Source organism: Acinetobacter sp. YH12117 (genome assembly GCF_013418865.1).
GTDB lineage: Bacteria > Pseudomonadota > Gammaproteobacteria > Pseudomonadales > Moraxellaceae > Acinetobacter > Acinetobacter indicus.
On record NZ_VPBF01000004.1, the window covers coordinates 48,793 to 66,866 of the forward strand.

16 protein-coding genes are annotated in these 18,074 nt (G+C 50.6%); 15 read left to right on the forward strand and 1 reads right to left on the reverse strand.

The annotated features are described in order from the left end of the window. Window positions 1-25: 25 nt before the first annotated feature. Window positions 26-532 carry a hypothetical protein gene (locus FTU55_RS02770; protein WP_180046133.1) on the forward strand — a complete coding sequence of 169 codons (507 nt, stop codon included), beginning with the start codon at window positions 26-28 and terminating at the stop codon, window positions 530-532. A 74-nt stretch (window positions 533-606) separates the two neighbouring features. On the opposite strand, the gene FTU55_RS02775 is transcribed toward FTU55_RS02770, so the two are convergent. Then, window positions 607-2,031, reverse strand: coding sequence for a phosphate--AMP phosphotransferase (locus tag FTU55_RS02775; protein WP_168369778.1), 1,425 nt, complete (start codon window positions 2,029-2,031; stop codon window positions 607-609). A gap of 207 nt (window positions 2,032-2,238) precedes the next feature. Here FTU55_RS02775 and FTU55_RS02780 point away from each other — a divergent pair, with 207 nt between their 5' ends. The 14 genes from FTU55_RS02780 to FTU55_RS02845 all read left to right on the forward strand — a co-directional run bounded on the left by FTU55_RS02780 (window position 2,239) and on the right by FTU55_RS02845 (window position 18,074). Continuing rightward, window positions 2,239-2,943: a hypothetical protein gene (locus FTU55_RS02780; protein ID WP_127798531.1), complete on the forward strand. Its 705-nt coding sequence runs from the start codon at window positions 2,239-2,241 to the stop codon at window positions 2,941-2,943. A 207-nt stretch (window positions 2,944-3,150) separates the two neighbouring features. Beyond that, window positions 3,151-4,092, forward strand: a complete 942-nt coding sequence (gene ubiE, locus FTU55_RS02785; RefSeq protein ID WP_005181822.1) for a bifunctional demethylmenaquinone methyltransferase/2-methoxy-6-polyprenyl-1,4-benzoquinol methylase UbiE — start codon at window positions 3,151-3,153, stop codon at window positions 4,090-4,092. A 19-nt stretch (window positions 4,093-4,111) separates the two neighbouring features. Then, entirely contained in the window at window positions 4,112-4,783 is a 672-nt protein-coding gene (locus tag FTU55_RS02790; protein ID WP_168384419.1) for an SCP2 domain-containing protein, read from the forward strand. A gap of 12 nt (window positions 4,784-4,795) precedes the next feature. After that, on the forward strand, window positions 4,796-6,415 hold the full coding sequence (locus FTU55_RS02795; RefSeq protein WP_180046135.1) for an AarF/ABC1/UbiB kinase family protein: 1,620 nt from the start codon (window positions 4,796-4,798) through the stop codon (window positions 6,413-6,415). Window positions 6,416-6,608: 193 nt separating this feature from the next. Then, the gene (locus FTU55_RS02800) at window positions 6,609-7,685 is read left to right on the forward strand and encodes a patatin-like phospholipase family protein (protein ID WP_005181814.1); all 1,077 of its coding nucleotides are present in this window, start codon (window positions 6,609-6,611) and stop codon (window positions 7,683-7,685) included. A 149-nt stretch (window positions 7,686-7,834) separates the two neighbouring features. Then, window positions 7,835-8,620: a bifunctional phosphoribosyl-AMP cyclohydrolase/phosphoribosyl-ATP diphosphatase HisIE gene (gene hisIE / locus FTU55_RS02805; RefSeq protein ID WP_005181811.1), complete on the forward strand. Its 786-nt coding sequence runs from the start codon at window positions 7,835-7,837 to the stop codon at window positions 8,618-8,620. A gap of 11 nt (window positions 8,621-8,631) precedes the next feature. Next, window positions 8,632-10,134 carry a UvrD-helicase domain-containing protein gene (locus tag FTU55_RS02810; protein WP_005181808.1) on the forward strand — a complete coding sequence of 501 codons (1,503 nt, stop codon included), beginning with the start codon at window positions 8,632-8,634 and terminating at the stop codon, window positions 10,132-10,134. Window positions 10,135-10,150: 16 nt separating this feature from the next. Then, a complete protein-coding gene (locus FTU55_RS02815; RefSeq protein WP_160241676.1) occupies window positions 10,151-11,518 on the forward strand; it encodes an AAA family ATPase in 1,368 nt (455 codons plus the stop codon). A 326-nt stretch (window positions 11,519-11,844) separates the two neighbouring features. Next, window positions 11,845-14,682, forward strand: a complete 2,838-nt coding sequence (locus FTU55_RS02820; RefSeq protein WP_180046137.1) for a monovalent cation/H+ antiporter subunit A — start codon at window positions 11,845-11,847, stop codon at window positions 14,680-14,682. A 2-nt stretch (window positions 14,683-14,684) separates the two neighbouring features. Beyond that, window positions 14,685-15,050: a Na+/H+ antiporter subunit C gene (locus FTU55_RS02825; RefSeq protein WP_075167613.1), complete on the forward strand. Its 366-nt coding sequence runs from the start codon at window positions 14,685-14,687 to the stop codon at window positions 15,048-15,050. Further along, complete coding sequence (locus FTU55_RS02830; RefSeq protein WP_168407410.1) at window positions 15,050-16,858, forward strand: monovalent cation/H+ antiporter subunit D; 1,809 nt, start codon at window positions 15,050-15,052, stop codon at window positions 16,856-16,858. The genes FTU55_RS02825 and FTU55_RS02830 overlap by 1 nt, the downstream gene beginning before the upstream one ends. 2 nt (window positions 16,859-16,860) lie before the next feature. After that, on the forward strand, window positions 16,861-17,382 hold the full coding sequence (locus FTU55_RS02835) for a Na+/H+ antiporter subunit E (RefSeq protein ID WP_005181800.1): 522 nt from the start codon (window positions 16,861-16,863) through the stop codon (window positions 17,380-17,382). Further along, on the forward strand, window positions 17,379-17,654 hold the full coding sequence (locus tag FTU55_RS02840; protein WP_005181799.1) for a monovalent cation/H+ antiporter subunit F: 276 nt from the start codon (window positions 17,379-17,381) through the stop codon (window positions 17,652-17,654). Before FTU55_RS02835 ends, FTU55_RS02840 begins: the two co-directional genes overlap by 4 nt. A 9-nt stretch (window positions 17,655-17,663) precedes the next feature. Beyond that, window positions 17,664-18,074, forward strand: coding sequence for a Na+/H+ antiporter subunit G (locus tag FTU55_RS02845; protein ID WP_016659653.1), 411 nt, complete (start codon window positions 17,664-17,666; stop codon window positions 18,072-18,074).

Sequence of the window (18,074 nt, forward strand, 5' to 3'; positions counted from 1 at the left end):
TACACCGCTTAAGGTATTTAATATTATGAAAATAGACAAGATTCCCAACTCGATTGACCCCAATTTAAATTTAGAGCAAGTTCGTGCTGACTGTCTGGAGCTGGTCAGAAAACGGGCCTACGTGTCCGCAGGCGCGGCGGTCATTCCGGTTCCATTTTTAGATGTCGTGATTGACGTCGGTATTTTGTCACAACTGATTCCTGAAATTAATGCCCGTTTTGGTCTGTCGCCGGAACAGGTCAGTGTCTATGACCCGGAAACCAAGCAGATTCACTGGCAGGAACTGCGTAAACGCGGCATTGAATTTTCCGGTTTGGTGGTGGCACGTACCGCCGTCAAAAAATCATTGAACAATGTTGCCGCGAAAGTGATCACGAAGCAAGTCACCAAATTTATTCCTTTAGGCGGACAGCTGGTGGCGGCCAGTCTGGGCTATTTTGTCATGAAAAAAGTCGCCGAAGCGCATGTAGAAGAAAGCTATAAGATTGCCAAAGGCATCCAGCAGAAACAGACCCAGGTGGTCAATGGCTAAGCCTTTTTCCTCAATCTGATGCCGGTCCAGTGACCGGCATTTTTATGGCTGTTTCATGCATGGTTGCTGCCGGCTTAATCGACTTTCAGCTGTTTCAAGATGGTTTTCAGCACTTCAATCCGGGCACTGTTTTTGTCATTGGTGGCAATAATATGCCACGGTGCATCCTCGGTGCTGGTATGGGCAAACATATCGGCTGCGGCATTTAAATAATCATCCCAGCGATTCCGGTTCCGCCAGTCTTCCTCAGTAATTTTAAAGCGTTTATGTGCAGTCTGTTCACGCGCTTTAAAACGCTGTTCCTGCTCATCTTTGCTAATCGCCAGCCAGAACTTGATAATCACGGTCTGATGCTCGGTTAAATCCTGTTCAAAGCGGTTAATTTCCGCATACGCGCGTTGCCATTCCAGGTCACTGGCAAAACCTTCAATCCGTTCCACCAGTACCCGACCATACCAGGAACGGTCAAAAATACAGATTTTTTCTTCTGGTTGCAGCTTGGTCCAAAAACGCCATAAATAAGGCCGGCGTAATTCATATTTTTCCGGTGCGCCAATGGTATAAATTTCGTATTCACGCGGATCCAGCTTTTTCACAATCCGTTTAATTGCGCCGCCTTTGCCGGCGGCATCCATCCCTTCAAACACAATCACCACGTTGCGGTCATCAAAACGCAAGGCATCGGCCACTTTGCGGCTGAGTTTTTTGAGTTCGGCTTTATAGTCGCCCTCATCCAGCGCGGCATTGTCCGGATTGAGCAAGGCCTCAGGAATGGGCGCCTGCTGCCAGCTCTGCTCAACAGTTTTCGGATGCTCCGGGCAATCTTTAAAAGCCTGTAATACATGCTGGGCAAACTGCTGGTCACGCAGCTGCTCATCTTCACCATCAATAATAATCCAGTCATCGGTAAAGCGCTGGCGCAGCTTTTGCAAGGTGTCGTACTGTTTTTTGTTACGCCAGTCGAGGCCATTCATCTTATGCCAGCGCACTTCGCTCGGGTCCATCTCGTTCAGGCGTTTTTGCAGGGTTTTCCAGGACAGGTCAAACCAGATCTTGACCACATCGACCTGGTTGTTTTTTAAATCCTGTTCAAAGGCCCGAAAACGCTGCACATACTCATCAAACAGGCTGTCATCAAAAGGCTTCGAGACATGGGTGGCACTGCTGAGCAGATCACTATACCAGTTGCCAAACAGAATCATGATCTGCCCTTCGGCCGGAATAAAACGGGCATAGGGCTGCCAGAAACTGGTTTTGAAATCAAACAGGTGTGCGGCATCGGCCTTCACATGCAAATAACGCGGATCGACCCATTCACGCAGCTGTTTCACCGCCTCGCCTTTGCCAGCCAGCTCAATGCCGCTGACCAGAATCACCAGACTTTTGGCATTGCTCTGACCGCGGCTGTCTTTTAGGGCATATTGTGCTTCAATCAGCTCGACAGACAGCTGATCTTCATCCATTAACTGAAATTCTGTTTGCGGGTTCTGCTCGGTCATAGGCACACACTCTTGTTTTATTGTTCCGTTCAGTATAACCAGCCTGCTGGCCGGGCGGCTGATGATTTTGTATAGCGCGTCTGTCTGATTTTGTCTATTTCTAGTGCAAACTGACCCGATGATCCTGAATCTGTCACCAATTTGTCATGGCCTGTGCATGTAACTGGCTTTAGAATGCCGCTTAAGTCAAAACAATTGAGACGCTCCATGTCCAAACTTGCGGTTTTAGATGACCTTTTAGAACTTTATAATCAATTTGAATATCATCGCCAGCCGGAAATTTTCACACGTTTGCAGGAAGTGCAGCTGTGGCAGAAACAGCGCATGCAACGCACCCATGCCCCGCATTTTGCCGAAAAAAATAATATGCTGATGGCCGAATATTTTCTAAACCGTTTATACGGCGGCCCCGATTTTGATGCGCTGGCCGGACAGATTGCGCGCCTGACCAAATACGCACATAAAGCAGAAAAACTGATTCCGGAAAATGCCATTAAAACCGGCACCTCCGGGGTGGCCCTGGCCATTTTAGCAGTGCAACTGGATGAACAGGTTGCCATTCAGCTGTTAAAGGATTATCCGGCGCAGACGCCATTGAGCGACGAGATGATGCGCCTGACCTATTTAAAGCTCGATCAGGGCACCGCGCGTTTAAAACAGCTGGACATGCTGGATGAACTGGGCAAAAGCCTGGACAAATACATGCGCTCCTTTATGGTTTATACCGCCTTTAAAATGTGTAAAGGCGCCGCGCATAAATACAATTTCGATATCATGTACGAGTTTATGCAAGATGGTTTTGTGGCCATGAAACCGCTGAAATCTGCAGAAAAATTTGTCCGCGAATTTACCGCAGTTGAACGCCAGATTATTGACAAAGTGCATCGGGGAGATCCGCAGCCCTTTCAATAAAGCCACATAATTTTTTGCATGTGATGGCCAAAATTTGGTACAAAAACAGCAGTAAAACGAATATGCATTCACGTTCATCAGGATAACAATTCAATTTTCTGTATTTTATTCCTGACAATTGCAGGCCGATGACTGTACAACGCCTAAGAATCTGTCATCATGCTTGCACTGCCACATCAACCCGATTTTCATGTTAGGAGTGACACTATGTCTAATGAAGAGCAAAAGCCTACCCATCCAGAAACGGCAACCAACACAGACAAAGTGAGCCCATTCTTAACCTCGCCATTACCGGAAGGTGCACCACAAGGTCAGCAGCAGTCTCTAGAGCAGCGCCTGACTGACACCCCGGTAACAGGCAGCATTCCAAAATACAACCTGCCACGTGGCGCCAATACCGGTAATGTCGGTGCGACCACACATTTTGGCTACCAGACCGTAAACAGCGAAGAAAAAGCCCAGAAAGTGGCGGAAGTATTTCATTCGGTGGCCAGCAAATACGACATCATGAATGACCTGATGTCTTTTGGTATTCACCGTTTATGGAAACGCTTTGCGATTAACATGTCGGGTGTGCGTCGTGGCCAGCACGTACTGGATATTGCGGGCGGTACCGGCGACCTGGCCAAAGTTTTTAGCCGTGAAGTTGGTCCAAGCGGCCATGTGGTCCTTTCAGATATTAACGAATCGATGCTGAATGTCGGTCGTGACCGTCTGATTGATGCCGGCTGTACCAATGTCGATTTCGTCCTGGCCAATGCTGAAACACTTGAACCTTTTGCTGACAACAGCTTTGACCTGGTGACCATTTCTTTTGGTTTACGTAATGTGACCGATAAAGATGCTGCACTGCAAGCCATGTACCGCGTGCTTAAGCCAGGCGGCCGTTTACTGATTCTTGAATTCTCAAAACCGGTATTTGAACCGTTCTCGAAACTGTACGACCTGTACTCGTTCACCGCACTGCCAATCATGGGCAAACTGGTGGCGAATGATTCTGAAAGCTATAAATATCTGGCGGAATCAATCCGTATGCATCCAGACCAGCGCACCCTGAAAGGTATGATGGAAAATGCCGGCTTCCAGAACTGTGACTACCACAACCTGACCGGTGGTATTGTGGCGGTGCACCGCGGTTTTAAACTCTAATTCCGAAAAGGACACTGCTATGTGGTCGATTCTGGCCTTAGGTGCCGTTGAACGATGCATCCATCATGTCATTAATCTGGATGCGATTACCCGCATCCAGCTGAACCAGCTACAGGGCAAAACCCTGCGCGTGGTGATAGATGCGCCGCAACTGTCGGTAGATGTATTTTTTGATGAAAACAAGGTGCGTCTGGAGCCGACCGTTACCGGACAGGCAACCCAACCGTCTATTTTCGAGCAGCGCCCGTTTGAGCGCGAACAGCAGCTCAGTGAAGCCACCGCCACCTTGCAGGTCAAGAATGTGGTGGAACTGCTGAAACTGCTGCTGGCCGATGATGTCGGCACCATTCCGGTACAAGGCGACTATAAGCTGCTACAGGACATCCAGCGTATTATCGAGCAGGCCGAACCCGATCTGGCCGCGCATCTGTCGCCATGGGTTGGCCCGACACTGGCACATGAGCTGGGTAAAATCCAGCTGGCGCCCAAGCAGCTGAAAAAAACCTTGCAAAGTCAGCTGTTTTTCGCCGAAGATGCCCTGAAAGAAGATTCCGGCCTGTTTGCACCGCGCTGGCAAATGGATGATCTGCAACAGGATACCCGCATCCTGAACCAGAATATCGACCGCGTAGAGGCCAAGATTCAACAGCTCCGCAAGCAGCTTGAAGACACTCCAGATTCACACGACTAGGTAAAGAGATTTATGATTCCGCACGTTTCACGTTTAATCGAACTTTGGCGTATTGCTGCGCACTATAGACTCGACACGTTGTTCCCTGCGGAAGAATTACCAGAAAAAGCCCGCCATATTCTGAGTCTGATCCGGATGCATCCGGCGGCCTGGTCCAGTAAGGAACGGAAAAATCCGCTCAAGCTGAAACAGGCCCTGGAAGATATGGGACCGCTGGCGATTAAACTCGGTCAGCTGTTATCGACCCGTCGTGACCTGATTCCACCTGAAGTATTACAGCAGCTGGTCTTGCTGCAGGACCGGGTCAAACCCTTTGGTTCCGATGTCGCGCAAATGCGGATTCAGGAATCCTTAAAGGCCGATGTCAACACCCTGTTCGCGCGTTTTGATGAGCAGCCGCTGGCAGCTGCTTCAATTGCCCAGGTGCATACCGCTGCCCTGCACGATGGCCGCGAAGTGGTGGTCAAAGTCACCCGTCCTAATATCCGCCAGCAGATTCTGCAGGATTTTGAAATTCTGCAATGGCTCGGCCATTTTCTGGAAAAACGTCTTGAAGCGGCACGCGCGCTGCATTTATCCGAAATTATTCAGGACTATCGCCAGATTATCCTGAAAGAACTCGATCTGACCTTAGAAGCCGATAATACCCGCCGTATGCGTCATTACTTCACCGGCTCCAGCATGATGTATGTGCCGGAAGTGTATATGGACAGCAAAGATGTGATGGTGGCCGAGCGGATTACCGGGGTACCAATTTCCGATGTGGCCACCTTTGACCGCTTGGGTATGGACCGCGCCGATCTGGCGCAAAAAGGCCTGACCATCTTCTTTACCCAGGTGTTCCGCGACAACTTCTTCCATGCCGACATGCACCCGGGCAATGTGTTTGTAGAAACTATCAATCCGCAAAACCCACGCTTTATTGCACTGGACTGCGCGATTATGGGTGAGCTGTCCAAGCACGACCAGATGACCGTGGCGCGCATGTTACTGGCAGTCATGAACAGCGACTTTATGCAGCTGATCCAGATTGTGCATCAGGCTGGCTGGATTCCACCGGGCACCGATCAGGATGCTTTGGCACGTGAAATGCGCCGCACGGTAGGACCGATGGTCTCCAAACCCATGCATGAGCTGGACTTTGCCGGTATTCTGATTGAAGTGATGGATATTGCCCGCCGTTTCCATCTGGAAATTCCTCCACAGTTGATGCTGCTGCTCAAAACGCTGGTGCATGTTGAAGGTCTAGGCACCGATCTGTATCCAGAACTGGACATCTGGAGTCTGGCCAAACCAATCCTCACCGATTGGGTCAAGGCACAAATGAATCCGCAGAAAAACCTGAAAGAGCTGGGACAAAAAATTCCGGACCTACTGTTGGGTGCGCAGGATTTACCGACCCTGATGGTCGACAGCTTAAACGGCCTGAAAAACCAGTCGGCCTGGCATGCCAAACAGCTGAATGAACTGCAAAGCATGCGTCTGCAAATGGAACATCAGCAAAAACGCAGCTGGATCTTTGGTAGCGTAATGGCGATTCTGCTGTCGATTGCGATTATTTCACCGTGGTTTGTCTCAGTCATTCTGATTGTGCTGGCCAGTATTCTGGCAGTCTGGCGCGTGGCCAAATAAGGCGAAATGGGCGAAGTTGCGTGAAGCCTTATATCCCCCATTATTTAAACCGGTCACATGACCGGTTTTTTATGCCACGCTATTGCAGACCACATGCCGGATGACTGAGCAGTCAGAGAGTGAACATTCCTGCCCTTGTGAGCCTTGGTCACTGGCCTAAAATACAGACAACTGTTTATTTTTCTGCCTGACCATGATCCAGATTCTGCAAAAACGTCCACCTGCCCTCACCCTTCGTGCCGGTCATCTGGCCCGGCAGCTGATTGCCGAGCAGGGCCTACAACCCGATCAGGTCGATATGATTCCGGGTGCTGCCGGTGGTCCAAAAGGTATTGGTATTCAGGGACTGGATCAGGCCATTTTTGGCGAGTTTTTGCCGCAGTCAGCGCAGCGCCGCACCCTGATTGGTTCTTCAATTGGCAGCTGGCGTTTTGCCAGCATTCTGGCCTGGGGCGCCAAAGCAGGTACCGAACGGCTGGCAGACTTATATACCAATCTGAGCTTTCATAAAAAAATGTCACGGCAGGACGTCAGTCATGTCTGCCGCGATATGCTGTTGAATCTGGTCGATGGCAAGGCACAGCAGCTGGTCGATCATCCGGATTATCATCTGACCGTGCTCTCGGTAAAAGCGCAGCACATTTTCCAGAGTGACCGTGCACTGGCCCTACTGGCCTCGGTGGCTGGTATTGTCAGCGGCAATGCACTGGCGCGCAAACACAACCGCCTGTTTATGCAGCGCGTGATCAGCCAGCCAGCTCAAGGCAACCAGTTTCAGGTGCAGGATGATTTCTTTACCCATTATCATGCGCTAACGCCGGACAATGTCACCAGCTGGCTGATGGCTTCGGCCTCAATTCCGGGCGTGATGTCCGCAATTCGGGATATTCCGGAAGCGCCGGGCAGCTACCGCGATGGCGGCCTGATTGACTATCATATTGACCTGCCGTTTCAGAGTCAGGGACTGGTGCTGTATCCGCATTTTACCGATAGCATTACCCCAGGCTGGTTCGACAAAATGCTGAAACACCGCAAGGCCAATCCGGACAATCATGCACGGACCCTGCTGATTTCACCATCAGCCGAATATTTACAGTCTTTACCCCTGGGCCGCCTACCCGACCGTAAAGACTTTAATTTAAAAGGCATGGATCAGGCACAGCGTATTCAGCTCTGGAAACAATGTATTGCGGAAAGTCAGCGCCTGGGCGATGAATTTTTAGAACTGGTTGAAAAGCAGTGTTTACCAGAGGTGTTACAGCCGCTTTAAATGGGGAGATGAATGAGCAGGATGGTGGTAACATCCTGAGCAAAAATAGACAAAGATTTTTTCCTGCAAGCCGGTCAGATACCGTACACTATAGCGTTTGCGCACTGGCGTAAATCTCGTTTTTCTGAACAAATTTTGGTGACATACTCATGAATAACTTGCAATGGCTCGATGAAGTAAAATTTAACGAACAGGGATTAGTGCCAGCCATTGCACAGCATCATCAAACCGGTCGGGTGTTGATGGTGGCCTGGATGAACCGCGAAGCGCTGGCCTTAACCGCAGAAAAAAATCAGGCGGTGTATTTTTCCCGTTCACGCAACAAACTCTGGCACAAAGGTGAAGAATCCGGTCACTTCCAGACCGTGCATGAAATCCGTCTGGACTGCGATGCTGATGTGATTATCCTGCAAATTGAACAGCATGGCGGCATTGCCTGCCATACTGGCCGTGAATCCTGCTTCTATCGCAAACTGACTCCGAATGGCTGGGAAATTGTTGATGCGCAGCTGAAAGACCCGAATGCGATTTATGGCGAGAAGTCCAGCAATCCGCACACCTTGGCCATGAATGCCTCCACTGCGCAATCTGAACAGGTCGAAATTCTGAGCTATTTAGGCAAAATGATGGCTGAACGTAAAGCCGCCGATCCGGATTCTTCGTATGTGGCCAAGCTGTATCACAAAGGCCTGAACAAGATTCTGGAAAAAGTTGGTGAAGAAAGCGTAGAAACTATTCTGGCAGCCAAGGAATATCAGGCTGCAGCTTATGAAGACAATAAAAATGACCTGATCTATGAAGTGGCTGACTTATGGTTCCACAGCCTGGTCATGCTCGGCTATTTCAATCTGGACCCGCAACTGATTCTGAATGAACTGGCACGCCGTCAGGGCTTATCCGGTCTGGTGGAAAAAGCCAACCGTACTCAGGCTTAAGCTGTCGCCCTGTGTCTGAGCTGAAGAAACCGACCGCCACCTATGAGCAGGCCACTGCCATTGATAACGCACGTCTGGGCAAATCCTTCAAGGTGATTGCCTATGCCGGCACAGGGAAAACCACTACCCTACAGATGATCAGTGAAGCCATGCCGGAGCGGCGTGGCATGTATCTGGCCTTTAACAAATCCATTGCTGCAGAAGCACAACACAAGTTTCATCGCAATGTCGATTGTCGCACCTTTCACTCGCTGGCCTTTCGTAGTGTTCCACGTGGAGTCACCGACAAACTGCGCCTGCCGCGCCTGAGTCCGAGTTTTATTGCCAAGGAATATCGTCTCGAGCCAATTACCCTGCGCCGGATGATGGGTGGCCGCTATGAAAAATATGTGCTGATGCCTTCACGGCTGGCCAGTCTGGTGGCCAATGCAGTTGGCTATTTCTGCTCGACCAGCTCGCAATATCCGGCACCACGGCATATTCAGGCACCGAACTGGCTACATCCCGATGATGCCGAGCTGCTGCAAAAACATTTGTATCCGGCAGTAGAACGGCGCTGGCTGGAATCGATAGATCCGAACCATCAGGCCGGAATCGGTCATGATATTTACCTGAAACTGTGGGCACTGTCGGAACCGAATATTCCGGCCGATTATGTGCTGTTTGATGAAGCGCAAGATGCCGACCCGCTAATGCTGGGGATTCTGCTCAAACAGCGTAACACCCAGGTGATTTATGTTGGCGATGCCCATCAGCAAATTTATGCCTGGCGCGGTGCCATCAACGCCATGCAGCAACTGCCTTTGCCGGAGTCGCGCTTAACCACCTCATTCCGTTTTGGTCCGGACATCGCCATGACCGCCAATGCCATTCTCGGCGGTTTAAATGAAACTGTGCCGCTGCTCGGCAACCCGGATTTACATTCCAAAGTGGTGAACAAGCCGCATACCAAACAGCGTGATGCGATTTTATGCCGCACCAATGCCCGGGCGATGGAATTGCTGCTGGCCGGTCTGGTACATGGTGACAAGGTCAGCCTGCAGGCCGATCATGTCAAACTGAACCGCTTTGTCGATGCCGCCAGTATGCTGAAACAGGGCCGCCGCGTCACCGATGTGCCGGAACTGGCCTGGTTTAACTCCTGGCACGATGTACATGAATATTGCGAAACCAATGAAGGCAGCGACATTAAGCCGCTGGTAAAACTGGTGGATGATCATGGTACCGATCCGCTGAAAAAGGCGCTAGCCAAAATCACCCCGATTGGTCAGGCGGACTATATTATTTCAACCGCGCACAAAGCCAAAGGGCTGGAATGGGACCGCGTGCATCTGGAAGATGACTATCAGTTCAAGGTCAATGAACGCGATCATAAAATTAGTGATGAAGAGTTACGATTACTGTACGTGGCCTGCACACGTGCTAAAGTAAGCTTAAATATCCATCATATTTACGATCTGGTGCAACAGCTGAAACAGCAGATGCCGGTGTCCTTGCGTAAGGCGGTGGGTTAAAGCATGCAGGTGACCCATGAAAATTCAGTCTGTCCAGTTCAAGCACATCACCCACTTTACCGACCTTCAGCTACAACTGCATCCGCAGCAACAGCCTGTGGCCTTAATTCTGGGCAATCAGAGTTCCGGTAAAACCTCGCTACTGCGCTTCACCTATCAGGCACTGACCTGGTTTGCTGCCCGTTATAAAGATTTACGCACCTCCGGACTGGTCATGCTCGATCAGGACATTATGCACACCCGGCTGCAGTCCAAAATTGACCTGTGCGTGTGTTTTCCCAAAGACATTGGCAGCCTGCCGGAAAGCAGCGATGCCCAGCAGCAGGACCGTCAGTGCTGCGACTGGCAGCTGTACAAAACCCTGAACAGCAACGGCGTCGGGGTCAGCAAGGCTGAAACCCAGAAACTAGAAAAAATGGTCAGCCTGTACCAGCAGGCGGTAAAACAGGACCCGCTACAAGGCCTGCCATTAATTGCCTATTATCCGGCCGAACGTTTTGTCAATGAAGTCAATCTGCTGAGTAAAAACAATCCGCTGATTTTTCAGGCTGCACATGCCTATGAAATTTCTGCTATCCCCTTCACCACCTTTACACGTTTTTTTGAGTGGTTCCGGGAAATTTCCGATATTGAAAACGCCCAGAGCGCCCAGCTGATTGAACAGTTATTACATCCGCAGCATCCCGACGCAGAACCTCCACGGCGTGACAAACTGATGCAGGCACATGCCCAGATGCACGCGCCAAGTCTGCAGGCCCTGCGCGATGCACTACAGATTGTACTGCCAGAACTGAGCCAGATTTATCTACAATATCATCCAAAACTGCAATTAATGGTCACCTATCAGGGCAAAACCCAGCTGTATCAGCAGCTGTCCAACAGTATCCGCAACTGGATTGCACTGGTCGGAGATATTGTGCGGCGTTTATGTCTGCTCAATCCCTATAGTCTGTATCCGACTCTAGAAGGCGACGGCATTCTGCTGATTGATCAGGTCGATCATCAGCTTGATCAGGATATGGCCTCGGTAATTCTGGCACGTTTGCATCAGGCTTTTCCGGCACTGCAGATTATTGCCACCGGTAACCGCACGGCACTCTTGGAAAATGCCGAAGACTATCAATGTTTAAGACTGGATCAGCAGCAATTGCATCCAATTCATTTGCAACCGGTGCAGGAACAGCTGGACGCTATTTATGCCCAGTTTATGCAGACTGAAGTCAGCAGCAGCGATGAAAGCCTGAGTGAAGCGGTACAGGAGCCCACCAGCGTAGATGACATCTATCAGCAGATTCAGCAGCAACTGAGTGCCGAACAGCAGGAAGCCTTGCTGAAACGGCTGCAAAATGATGATGACACCTCGACCCCGCATCCGCTGCCTTGAATATGAGGAATATCGGAAAATCAGCCGAAAAAATCCGGTCTGATCTAACAATTTCATCCTGAAAAAAGTTCGGCGGCGTATAATATCTGCCGTGTGCGCAAAAACAAATTGATGTTGTTTTATTCATGTAATAAAATCAATCAGATTTATATTTTTATAGTAAAATCCGATTTGCTATAAGTTTCTCAAGTTGCGCAACACAACTTGTTTATTTAGCCATAATTCTATTTTTCGGCTTTCAAGATTGAGTATTTTGGACTGCTCCTTGCATTCCTGTAATCCTTGAAAGATAAGATTCACCCTTAGGTTTTGAACCTATCAAGACAATGGATACGAGTGTGCTATCGATTATTATATTGCTACCGCTGGTACTTGGCACAACCCTTGTCTCGTGGCTGAAGCAATTCTCGCGCGGGGTAACGGCTTTAGGGGCGATAGGAGTCAGTTTAAGCAGTCTGATTCTGTTACTGACTCAAGCAAAGGATGTCTTTAATGGCGCCACCATCATTCAGTCATGGTCGTGGCTACCCCAGTTAGGGATTGATTTAAGCTTTCGCCTGGATGCTTTAGGTTTATTATTTTCTTTGCTGATTACCGGTATCGGTACCCTCATCTTTATTTATGCTTATTATTATTTAAGCCCCAAAAACTCCCTCAGCAAACTGTATCTCCTGCTCATGCTGTTTATGGCAGCCATGCTCGGGATTTCATTGTCGAATAACCTGATTATCCTGCTGGTGTTCTGGGAACTGACCAGTATTTCCTCCTTCCTGCTGGTGGGTTACTGGAGCAATTACGAAGCGGCTCAACGCGGCTCACGTATGGCCCTGACCATTACCGGCATGGGTGGCTTGGCTATGCTGGGTGGTTTTGTCCTGCTCGGACAGATCACCGGCACCTATGAGCTAGACCAGATTCTGACCATGACCGATCAGATTCAAAGCCATGCGCTGTTTGTACCCAGTTTATTGCTGATTTTGCTTGGTGCCTTTACCAAAAGTGCCCAGTTCCCGTTCCATTTCTGGTTGCCGAATGCCATGGCGGCGCCAACGCCAGTCTCGGCCTATCTGCACTCCGCGACCATGGTGAAAGCCGGAATTTTCCTGCTGGCGCGTCTGCTGCCAATTTTTGCCGGCGCGGCGCTGTACCATAATCTGGTCACCTTTGTTGGTCTGTTTACCCTGTGTATCGCGGCTTTCTTTGCCATTTTCAAAGAAGATCTGAAAGGTCTGCTGGCCTATTCCACCATCAGCCATTTGGGCCTGATTGTCTGCCTGCTCGGGATTGGTTCTCCGCTGGCCGTAGCTGCAGCCATTTTCCATATTATTAACCACGCCACCTTTAAAGCGGCGCTGTTCATGATTGCCGGGATTATTGACCATGAATCCGGCACCCGTGATTTACGCAAACTGAGTGGCTTATGGCAGCTGTTACCGTTTACCGGTACGCTGACCATGATTACGGCTGCGTCGATGGCGGGTGTGCCTCTGTTCAACGGCTTCCTGTCCAAAGAAATGTTCTTTACCGAACTGCTGGCCAATTTAAGCGGACCGGTGGTGGTGATCTCGGCAATTGTGGCGACACTGGCCGGTATTTTTGCCGTGGCCTATTCGGTGCGCTTAGTGCATGGCGTGTTCTTCGATGGCCCGATTGGCAAAGACGTACCCAATAAAGATGCACATGAACCGCCAATGGGCATGCGCGCACCGGCCCTGATTCTGGCGATTTTATGTATTGCGGTCGGCCTGTTCCCTGCCCTGCTGGTTGAGCATCTGGTCAATAGCACCACCCGTGCCAGTACCCAGCTGATGAATTTTGAAGGCACCCATCTGGCCATCTGGCACGGCTTTAACCTGCCATTGCTAATGAGTGTGATTGCGCTGGTGGGCGGTCTGGTGATGTATTTTGCCCTGGCCAAAGGCGGCCGTATCCGCGAGATTGATCTTGATCCGGCATTGGGCCGCTTACAGGGACGGGTGTTATTTGACCTGTTCTTAAAAGGCCTATTGCTGAACTCGCGCCGCTTTAAACGCCTGACCGAAAACGGCTCCCTACAAAGTTATCTGTTCTGGATTCTGGTGTTTACTATTGCACTGGTGTCGGTGCCGCTGCTGAATCAGGGGATTAGTACCGGTACGCGTGAGCTGACCCAGGCACCTGCAATTGCCATTGTCTTGTGGCTGCTGTTATTCAGTGCCTGCTGGATGATGCTGTGGTTCCATCATGAACGGATTAAAGCTGTCCTGATCAGTGGCGCCGTCGGTCTGGTGGTAACCATGATCTTTGTAACCCTGTCGGCTCCGGATCTGGCTCAAACCCAGATTACCGTCGATGTGGTGACCACCGTCTTGTTACTGATGAGCCTGTCGCTGCTGCCACAATTAACCCCGTATGAATCAAGCAGCACCCGCCGCTGGCGCGATGCCGGGATTGCAATTCTGGCCGGTGCTGGTATTAGCTGGCTGGCTTGGTTAATCATGACCCGTGATCACAACTCGATTTCATGGTTCTTTAATCAGCAGTCAATTCCACTGGGCGGCGGTACCAACGTGGTCAACGTGATTCTGGTCGACTTCCGTGGTTTCGATACCTTCGGCGAAATTACCGTACTCGGTATTGCTGCCATTGGCGCCCTCTGCCTGATGGATGGGATGCGTGCCCACGGCACCACCATGACGCAGGGCCTGACCTATCGTTTTAACCCATCTCCACTGATGCTGCGCATGACCGCTTCCTGGATTTTACCGGTGGCCTTAGTGGTCAGCCTGTATATTTTCCTGCGCGGGCACAATCTGCCAGGCGGTGGCTTTATTGCCGGACTGGTCACATCAATGGCACTGATCATTCAGTACATTGCCATTGGTCAGGACCAAACCGAGCAAATGCTGAAAGCCAAATCCGGACGTTTATATGAAATCTGGATTGGTTCCGGTCTGACCATTGCCGGCCTGACCGGGATTGCAGCCTGGTTCTGGGGCCGTCCATTCCTGACCAGTGCACATATTTATGTCAATCCGCCGGTGATTGGTGAACTGCATTTGGCTTCAGCGGCACTGTTTGATGTTGGAGTTTACGTTACCGTTGTCGGGGCAACCATGTTGCTGATTTCCGTGCTGGGCGACTCGCGTCATTCCAGTATGTCTGGTCCAATTCCTCGGGGGTAAGCATGATTAGTATCGAATTTTTAGTCGCAACCTCTGTAGGTTTACTGGTCGCCACCGGCGTGTACCTGATCTTAAGGGCACGTACCTTTCCGGTGGTACTGGGCCTGGCCATGATTGGTTATGCAGTCAATATTTTCCTGTTCGCCATGGGGCGGATTCAGCTGAATGCGCCGGCCATTTTAACCACGGCGGCGCAATCCACCGACCCTTTACCGCAAGCACTGGTGCTGACTGCTATTGTAATTGGCTTTGCCACCACTGCCTTTGTGGTGCAGCTGGCCTTACGCAGCCGTTATGAATCGGGAACCGACCATGTGGATGCCAAAGATGATCCTGCTTTACTTGACCCACGTGAGGATGAGCCATAATGCATGACTTTATCCAATTATGGGCGCAACACACTCCTATTCTCAGCATCCTGCTGCCGGCTTTTACCGGTTTTATTCTGGTGCTGCTGGGCAACCCGGGTTCGGGTTCGCTGTCGTATGACTGGCGCCAGCCGTGGCGTCGTGGCATCAGCCTGATTTCGACTATTCTCGGACTGGGCTTGGCGATCAGCTATCTGATGCTGGCCAAAACCGGCCAGATTACCGTCTACAACCTGTCTGAATGGTCGGCTCCATTCGGGATTGTACTGGTGCTGGATCAGCTGTCTGCGCTAATGCTGGTACTGACTTACGGTCTGGCCTTGCCAGTGCTGTGGTTCGCCTGCCAGCAATGGGATGAACGCGGCCGCTACTTCCATGCCATGTTCCATTTCCTGATGATGGGCTTGTGCGGGGCTTTCCTCACCGGCGATTTATTTAACCTGTTCGTATTTTTTGAAGTGCTACTGCTGGCTTCTTATGTGCTGTTGCTACATAGCCAGGGCAAACCGCGCTTTCAGCTTGGGGTGCATTATGTCACCATCAACCTGCTGGCTTCAGCACTGTTCCTGATTGGTCTGGGTATGATTTACGGCAGTGTCGGCAGCCTCAACATGGCCGATGTGGCCCGTTTAATACCGACGCTGGCAGAAGATCAGCATCGTCTGGCGGTGGTCGGCGGCTTGATCCTGTTTATTGTGTTCGGGATTAAAGCGGCGATGCTGCCGGTCGGCTTCTGGTTACCGAAAACCTATGCCGTAGCGGCAACGCCTGTGGCGGCGATCTTTACCATTATGACCAAGGTCGGGATTTATGCGATTTTAAGGGTCAATGGGACGGTCTTTGATGATGAACTGAGCCAGAAAATTCTCAGCAACTGGTTATTGCCAATTGGCCTGATTACCTCGCTGTATGGCGTCATCGGCGCAATTGGGGCAGAACGCTTACGCCGTTTTGTCGGTTTTATGATGCTGTCGTCGATTGGGACCATCCTGATTGCGATTGCCCTGTTTAGCACCCAGGCCTGGACGGCAGCGTTGTATTATCTGGTACACAGTACCTTAATTGCCGCTGCCTTCTATCTGTTCTGCGGCTGGGTCACGGCGCAGCGCGGTGAATTTAAGGATCACTTTAATATCGCCCCGCAAATGAAACAGCATAAAGTGATGTCAATTACCTATCTGCTGATTGCACTGATGATTGCCGGCCTGCCGCCTTTTAGTGGCTTCCTCGGTAAAGTATTCTTGTTACAGGCCACGGCTGATGCGCCTTATCAGGGCATTATTATTGCCGTGGTGCTGCTAGTTGGTTTACTCAGTATTCTGGCCCTGACCCGGGTTGGCTTTATCCTGTTCTGGCGCGCATCGCGTCCGGAAGATGATCCGGACAATGACGCCTATCACAGCTACCAGGCCCTGCCAGCCAAGGCCCCGAAAGGCAATGATAAGGCCATTTACCTGTTATTGGCAGCACTGGTGGCTTATGTGGTTTTTGCTAATCCAATCCAGCGTTATGCCTTTAGCACGGCCCAGCAAATGCAGAACAACCGTCTGTATGAAATGGCGGTGTTAAAGCAGGATGAAACCGGCCAGGTGATTAGCGTCCAGCCTTATGATCCAAACTATTTGCCAGAAACCAAATACAGTGGTGAAAAACCGGACCCGAATGCCAAGCTGATTCCGTATGTAATCAGTCCAAATACACTGGAAGGTGAGCATATTTCGGACTATAAACAACGTCAGATCAATCAGCAGATTGAGCAGGACGCCGCCAGCGACGACCTGCCACAACTTAAACCTATGGAGCCATAACTATGCAAAAGACATCGTTTTGGGATATCTGGCTGCCACATCCCTTTGTTTCGGTGATTGTGGCCATTAGCTGGTTGTTACTGGCACATAGTGTTTCTGCCGGCAATCTGCTGATGGCATTGATCCTGAGTATCCTGATTCCGCTAATGGTCAAACCGTTTATTGCCCGCACCCCGAATATCCACTGGGTGCCAGCCTTTAAACTGTTCTGGGTGGTGGTCTGGGATATTATCCTTTCCAATATCCGCGTCGCCAAACAGGTGCTGGGACCCACCGATGCGCTGCATCCGAAATGGTTCCGTGTACCGTTGGAGACCGAGCATGAACAGGTCAATACCCTGCTGGCGATGATCATTACCACCACGCCGGGGACGGTCACGGCCGGTATTGACCAGGACCGTGGCGATATTCTGGTGCATGCCTTAAGTACAGATGACGAAGAAGCTGAAATTGCCCTGATCAAGAGCCGTTATGAACAGCCGCTGATTGAAATCTTTAACGTCAAGACAGGAGCGGCCTCATGATGATATTGCCTTATGCGCTTGGCATCTGCCTGATTGCCATTGCCGGCTCGATGTTTATGTGCCTGATTCGCCTGATTATGGGACCGTCAATTGTGGATCGTCTGCTGGCGCTGGATACCCTGTTTTTAAATGCGACCTGTCTGATTGTGGTGCTGGGCATTTACTGGACCAGTACTTCACTGTTTGAAGGTGCGTTACTGGTGGCGATGCTAGGCTTTGTTTCAACCGCTGCCCTGGCCCGTTACTTCACCTCTGGCCACGTGATTGATTAGGAGAACAGCATGCAACTGATGATGGAAATCCTGGTCTCAATTTTCCTGTTAATCGGCACCTTCTTTATGCTGGTCGGCGGAATTGGCATGATTCGTCTGCCGGACCTGTTTATGCGCCTGCATGCCCCGACCAAGTCCAGTACCTTAGGTCTGGGCAGCTTCCTGATTGCTGCCATTATTTATTCAGCTTATCTGGGTCGCTTCGGGTTTGCAGAAGTGCTGATTACCCTGTTTGCCTTTATTACCGCACCGGTATCGGCCAACCTGATGGCACAGGCAGCCCTGCATTTACGTCTGCGCTCGATGAGTGGTGAAGTCCCAGAAACCCTGGAACGTCCGCTACCATGGCAGCGCAGCCGTCGCCGTGCCTTTACAGATCGTGAACCGCTGGGCAGAATCAAACCCTCTAAAGACGAATAA

What these genes read in the sequence shown, in the direction of transcription:
- FTU55_RS02800 (WP_005181814.1), top strand. Translation starts at nt 6,609, where the DNA reads ATGATCCAGATTCTGCAAAAACGTCCACCTGCCCTCACCCTTCGTGCC.
- FTU55_RS02820 (WP_180046137.1), top strand. Translation starts at nt 11,845, where the DNA reads ATGGATACGAGTGTGCTATCGATTATTATATTGCTACCGCTGGTACTT.
- FTU55_RS02825 (WP_075167613.1), top strand. Translation starts at nt 14,685, where the DNA reads ATGATTAGTATCGAATTTTTAGTCGCAACCTCTGTAGGTTTACTGGTC.
- FTU55_RS02775 (WP_168369778.1), bottom strand. Translation starts at nt 2,031, where the DNA reads ATGACCGAGCAGAACCCGCAAACAGAATTTCAGTTAATGGATGAAGAT.
- ubiE (WP_005181822.1), top strand. Translation starts at nt 3,151, where the DNA reads ATGTCTAATGAAGAGCAAAAGCCTACCCATCCAGAAACGGCAACCAAC.
- FTU55_RS02845 (WP_016659653.1), top strand. Translation starts at nt 17,664, where the DNA reads ATGCAACTGATGATGGAAATCCTGGTCTCAATTTTCCTGTTAATCGGC.
- FTU55_RS02815 (WP_160241676.1), top strand. Translation starts at nt 10,151, where the DNA reads ATGAAAATTCAGTCTGTCCAGTTCAAGCACATCACCCACTTTACCGAC.
- FTU55_RS02790 (WP_168384419.1), top strand. Translation starts at nt 4,112, where the DNA reads ATGTGGTCGATTCTGGCCTTAGGTGCCGTTGAACGATGCATCCATCAT.
- FTU55_RS02830 (WP_168407410.1), top strand. Translation starts at nt 15,050, where the DNA reads ATGCATGACTTTATCCAATTATGGGCGCAACACACTCCTATTCTCAGC.
- FTU55_RS02770 (WP_180046133.1), top strand. Translation starts at nt 26, where the DNA reads ATGAAAATAGACAAGATTCCCAACTCGATTGACCCCAATTTAAATTTA.
- hisIE (WP_005181811.1), top strand. Translation starts at nt 7,835, where the DNA reads ATGAATAACTTGCAATGGCTCGATGAAGTAAAATTTAACGAACAGGGA.
- FTU55_RS02780 (WP_127798531.1), top strand. Translation starts at nt 2,239, where the DNA reads ATGTCCAAACTTGCGGTTTTAGATGACCTTTTAGAACTTTATAATCAA.
- FTU55_RS02795 (WP_180046135.1), top strand. Translation starts at nt 4,796, where the DNA reads ATGATTCCGCACGTTTCACGTTTAATCGAACTTTGGCGTATTGCTGCG.
- FTU55_RS02835 (WP_005181800.1), top strand. Translation starts at nt 16,861, where the DNA reads ATGCAAAAGACATCGTTTTGGGATATCTGGCTGCCACATCCCTTTGTT.
- FTU55_RS02840 (WP_005181799.1), top strand. Translation starts at nt 17,379, where the DNA reads ATGATGATATTGCCTTATGCGCTTGGCATCTGCCTGATTGCCATTGCC.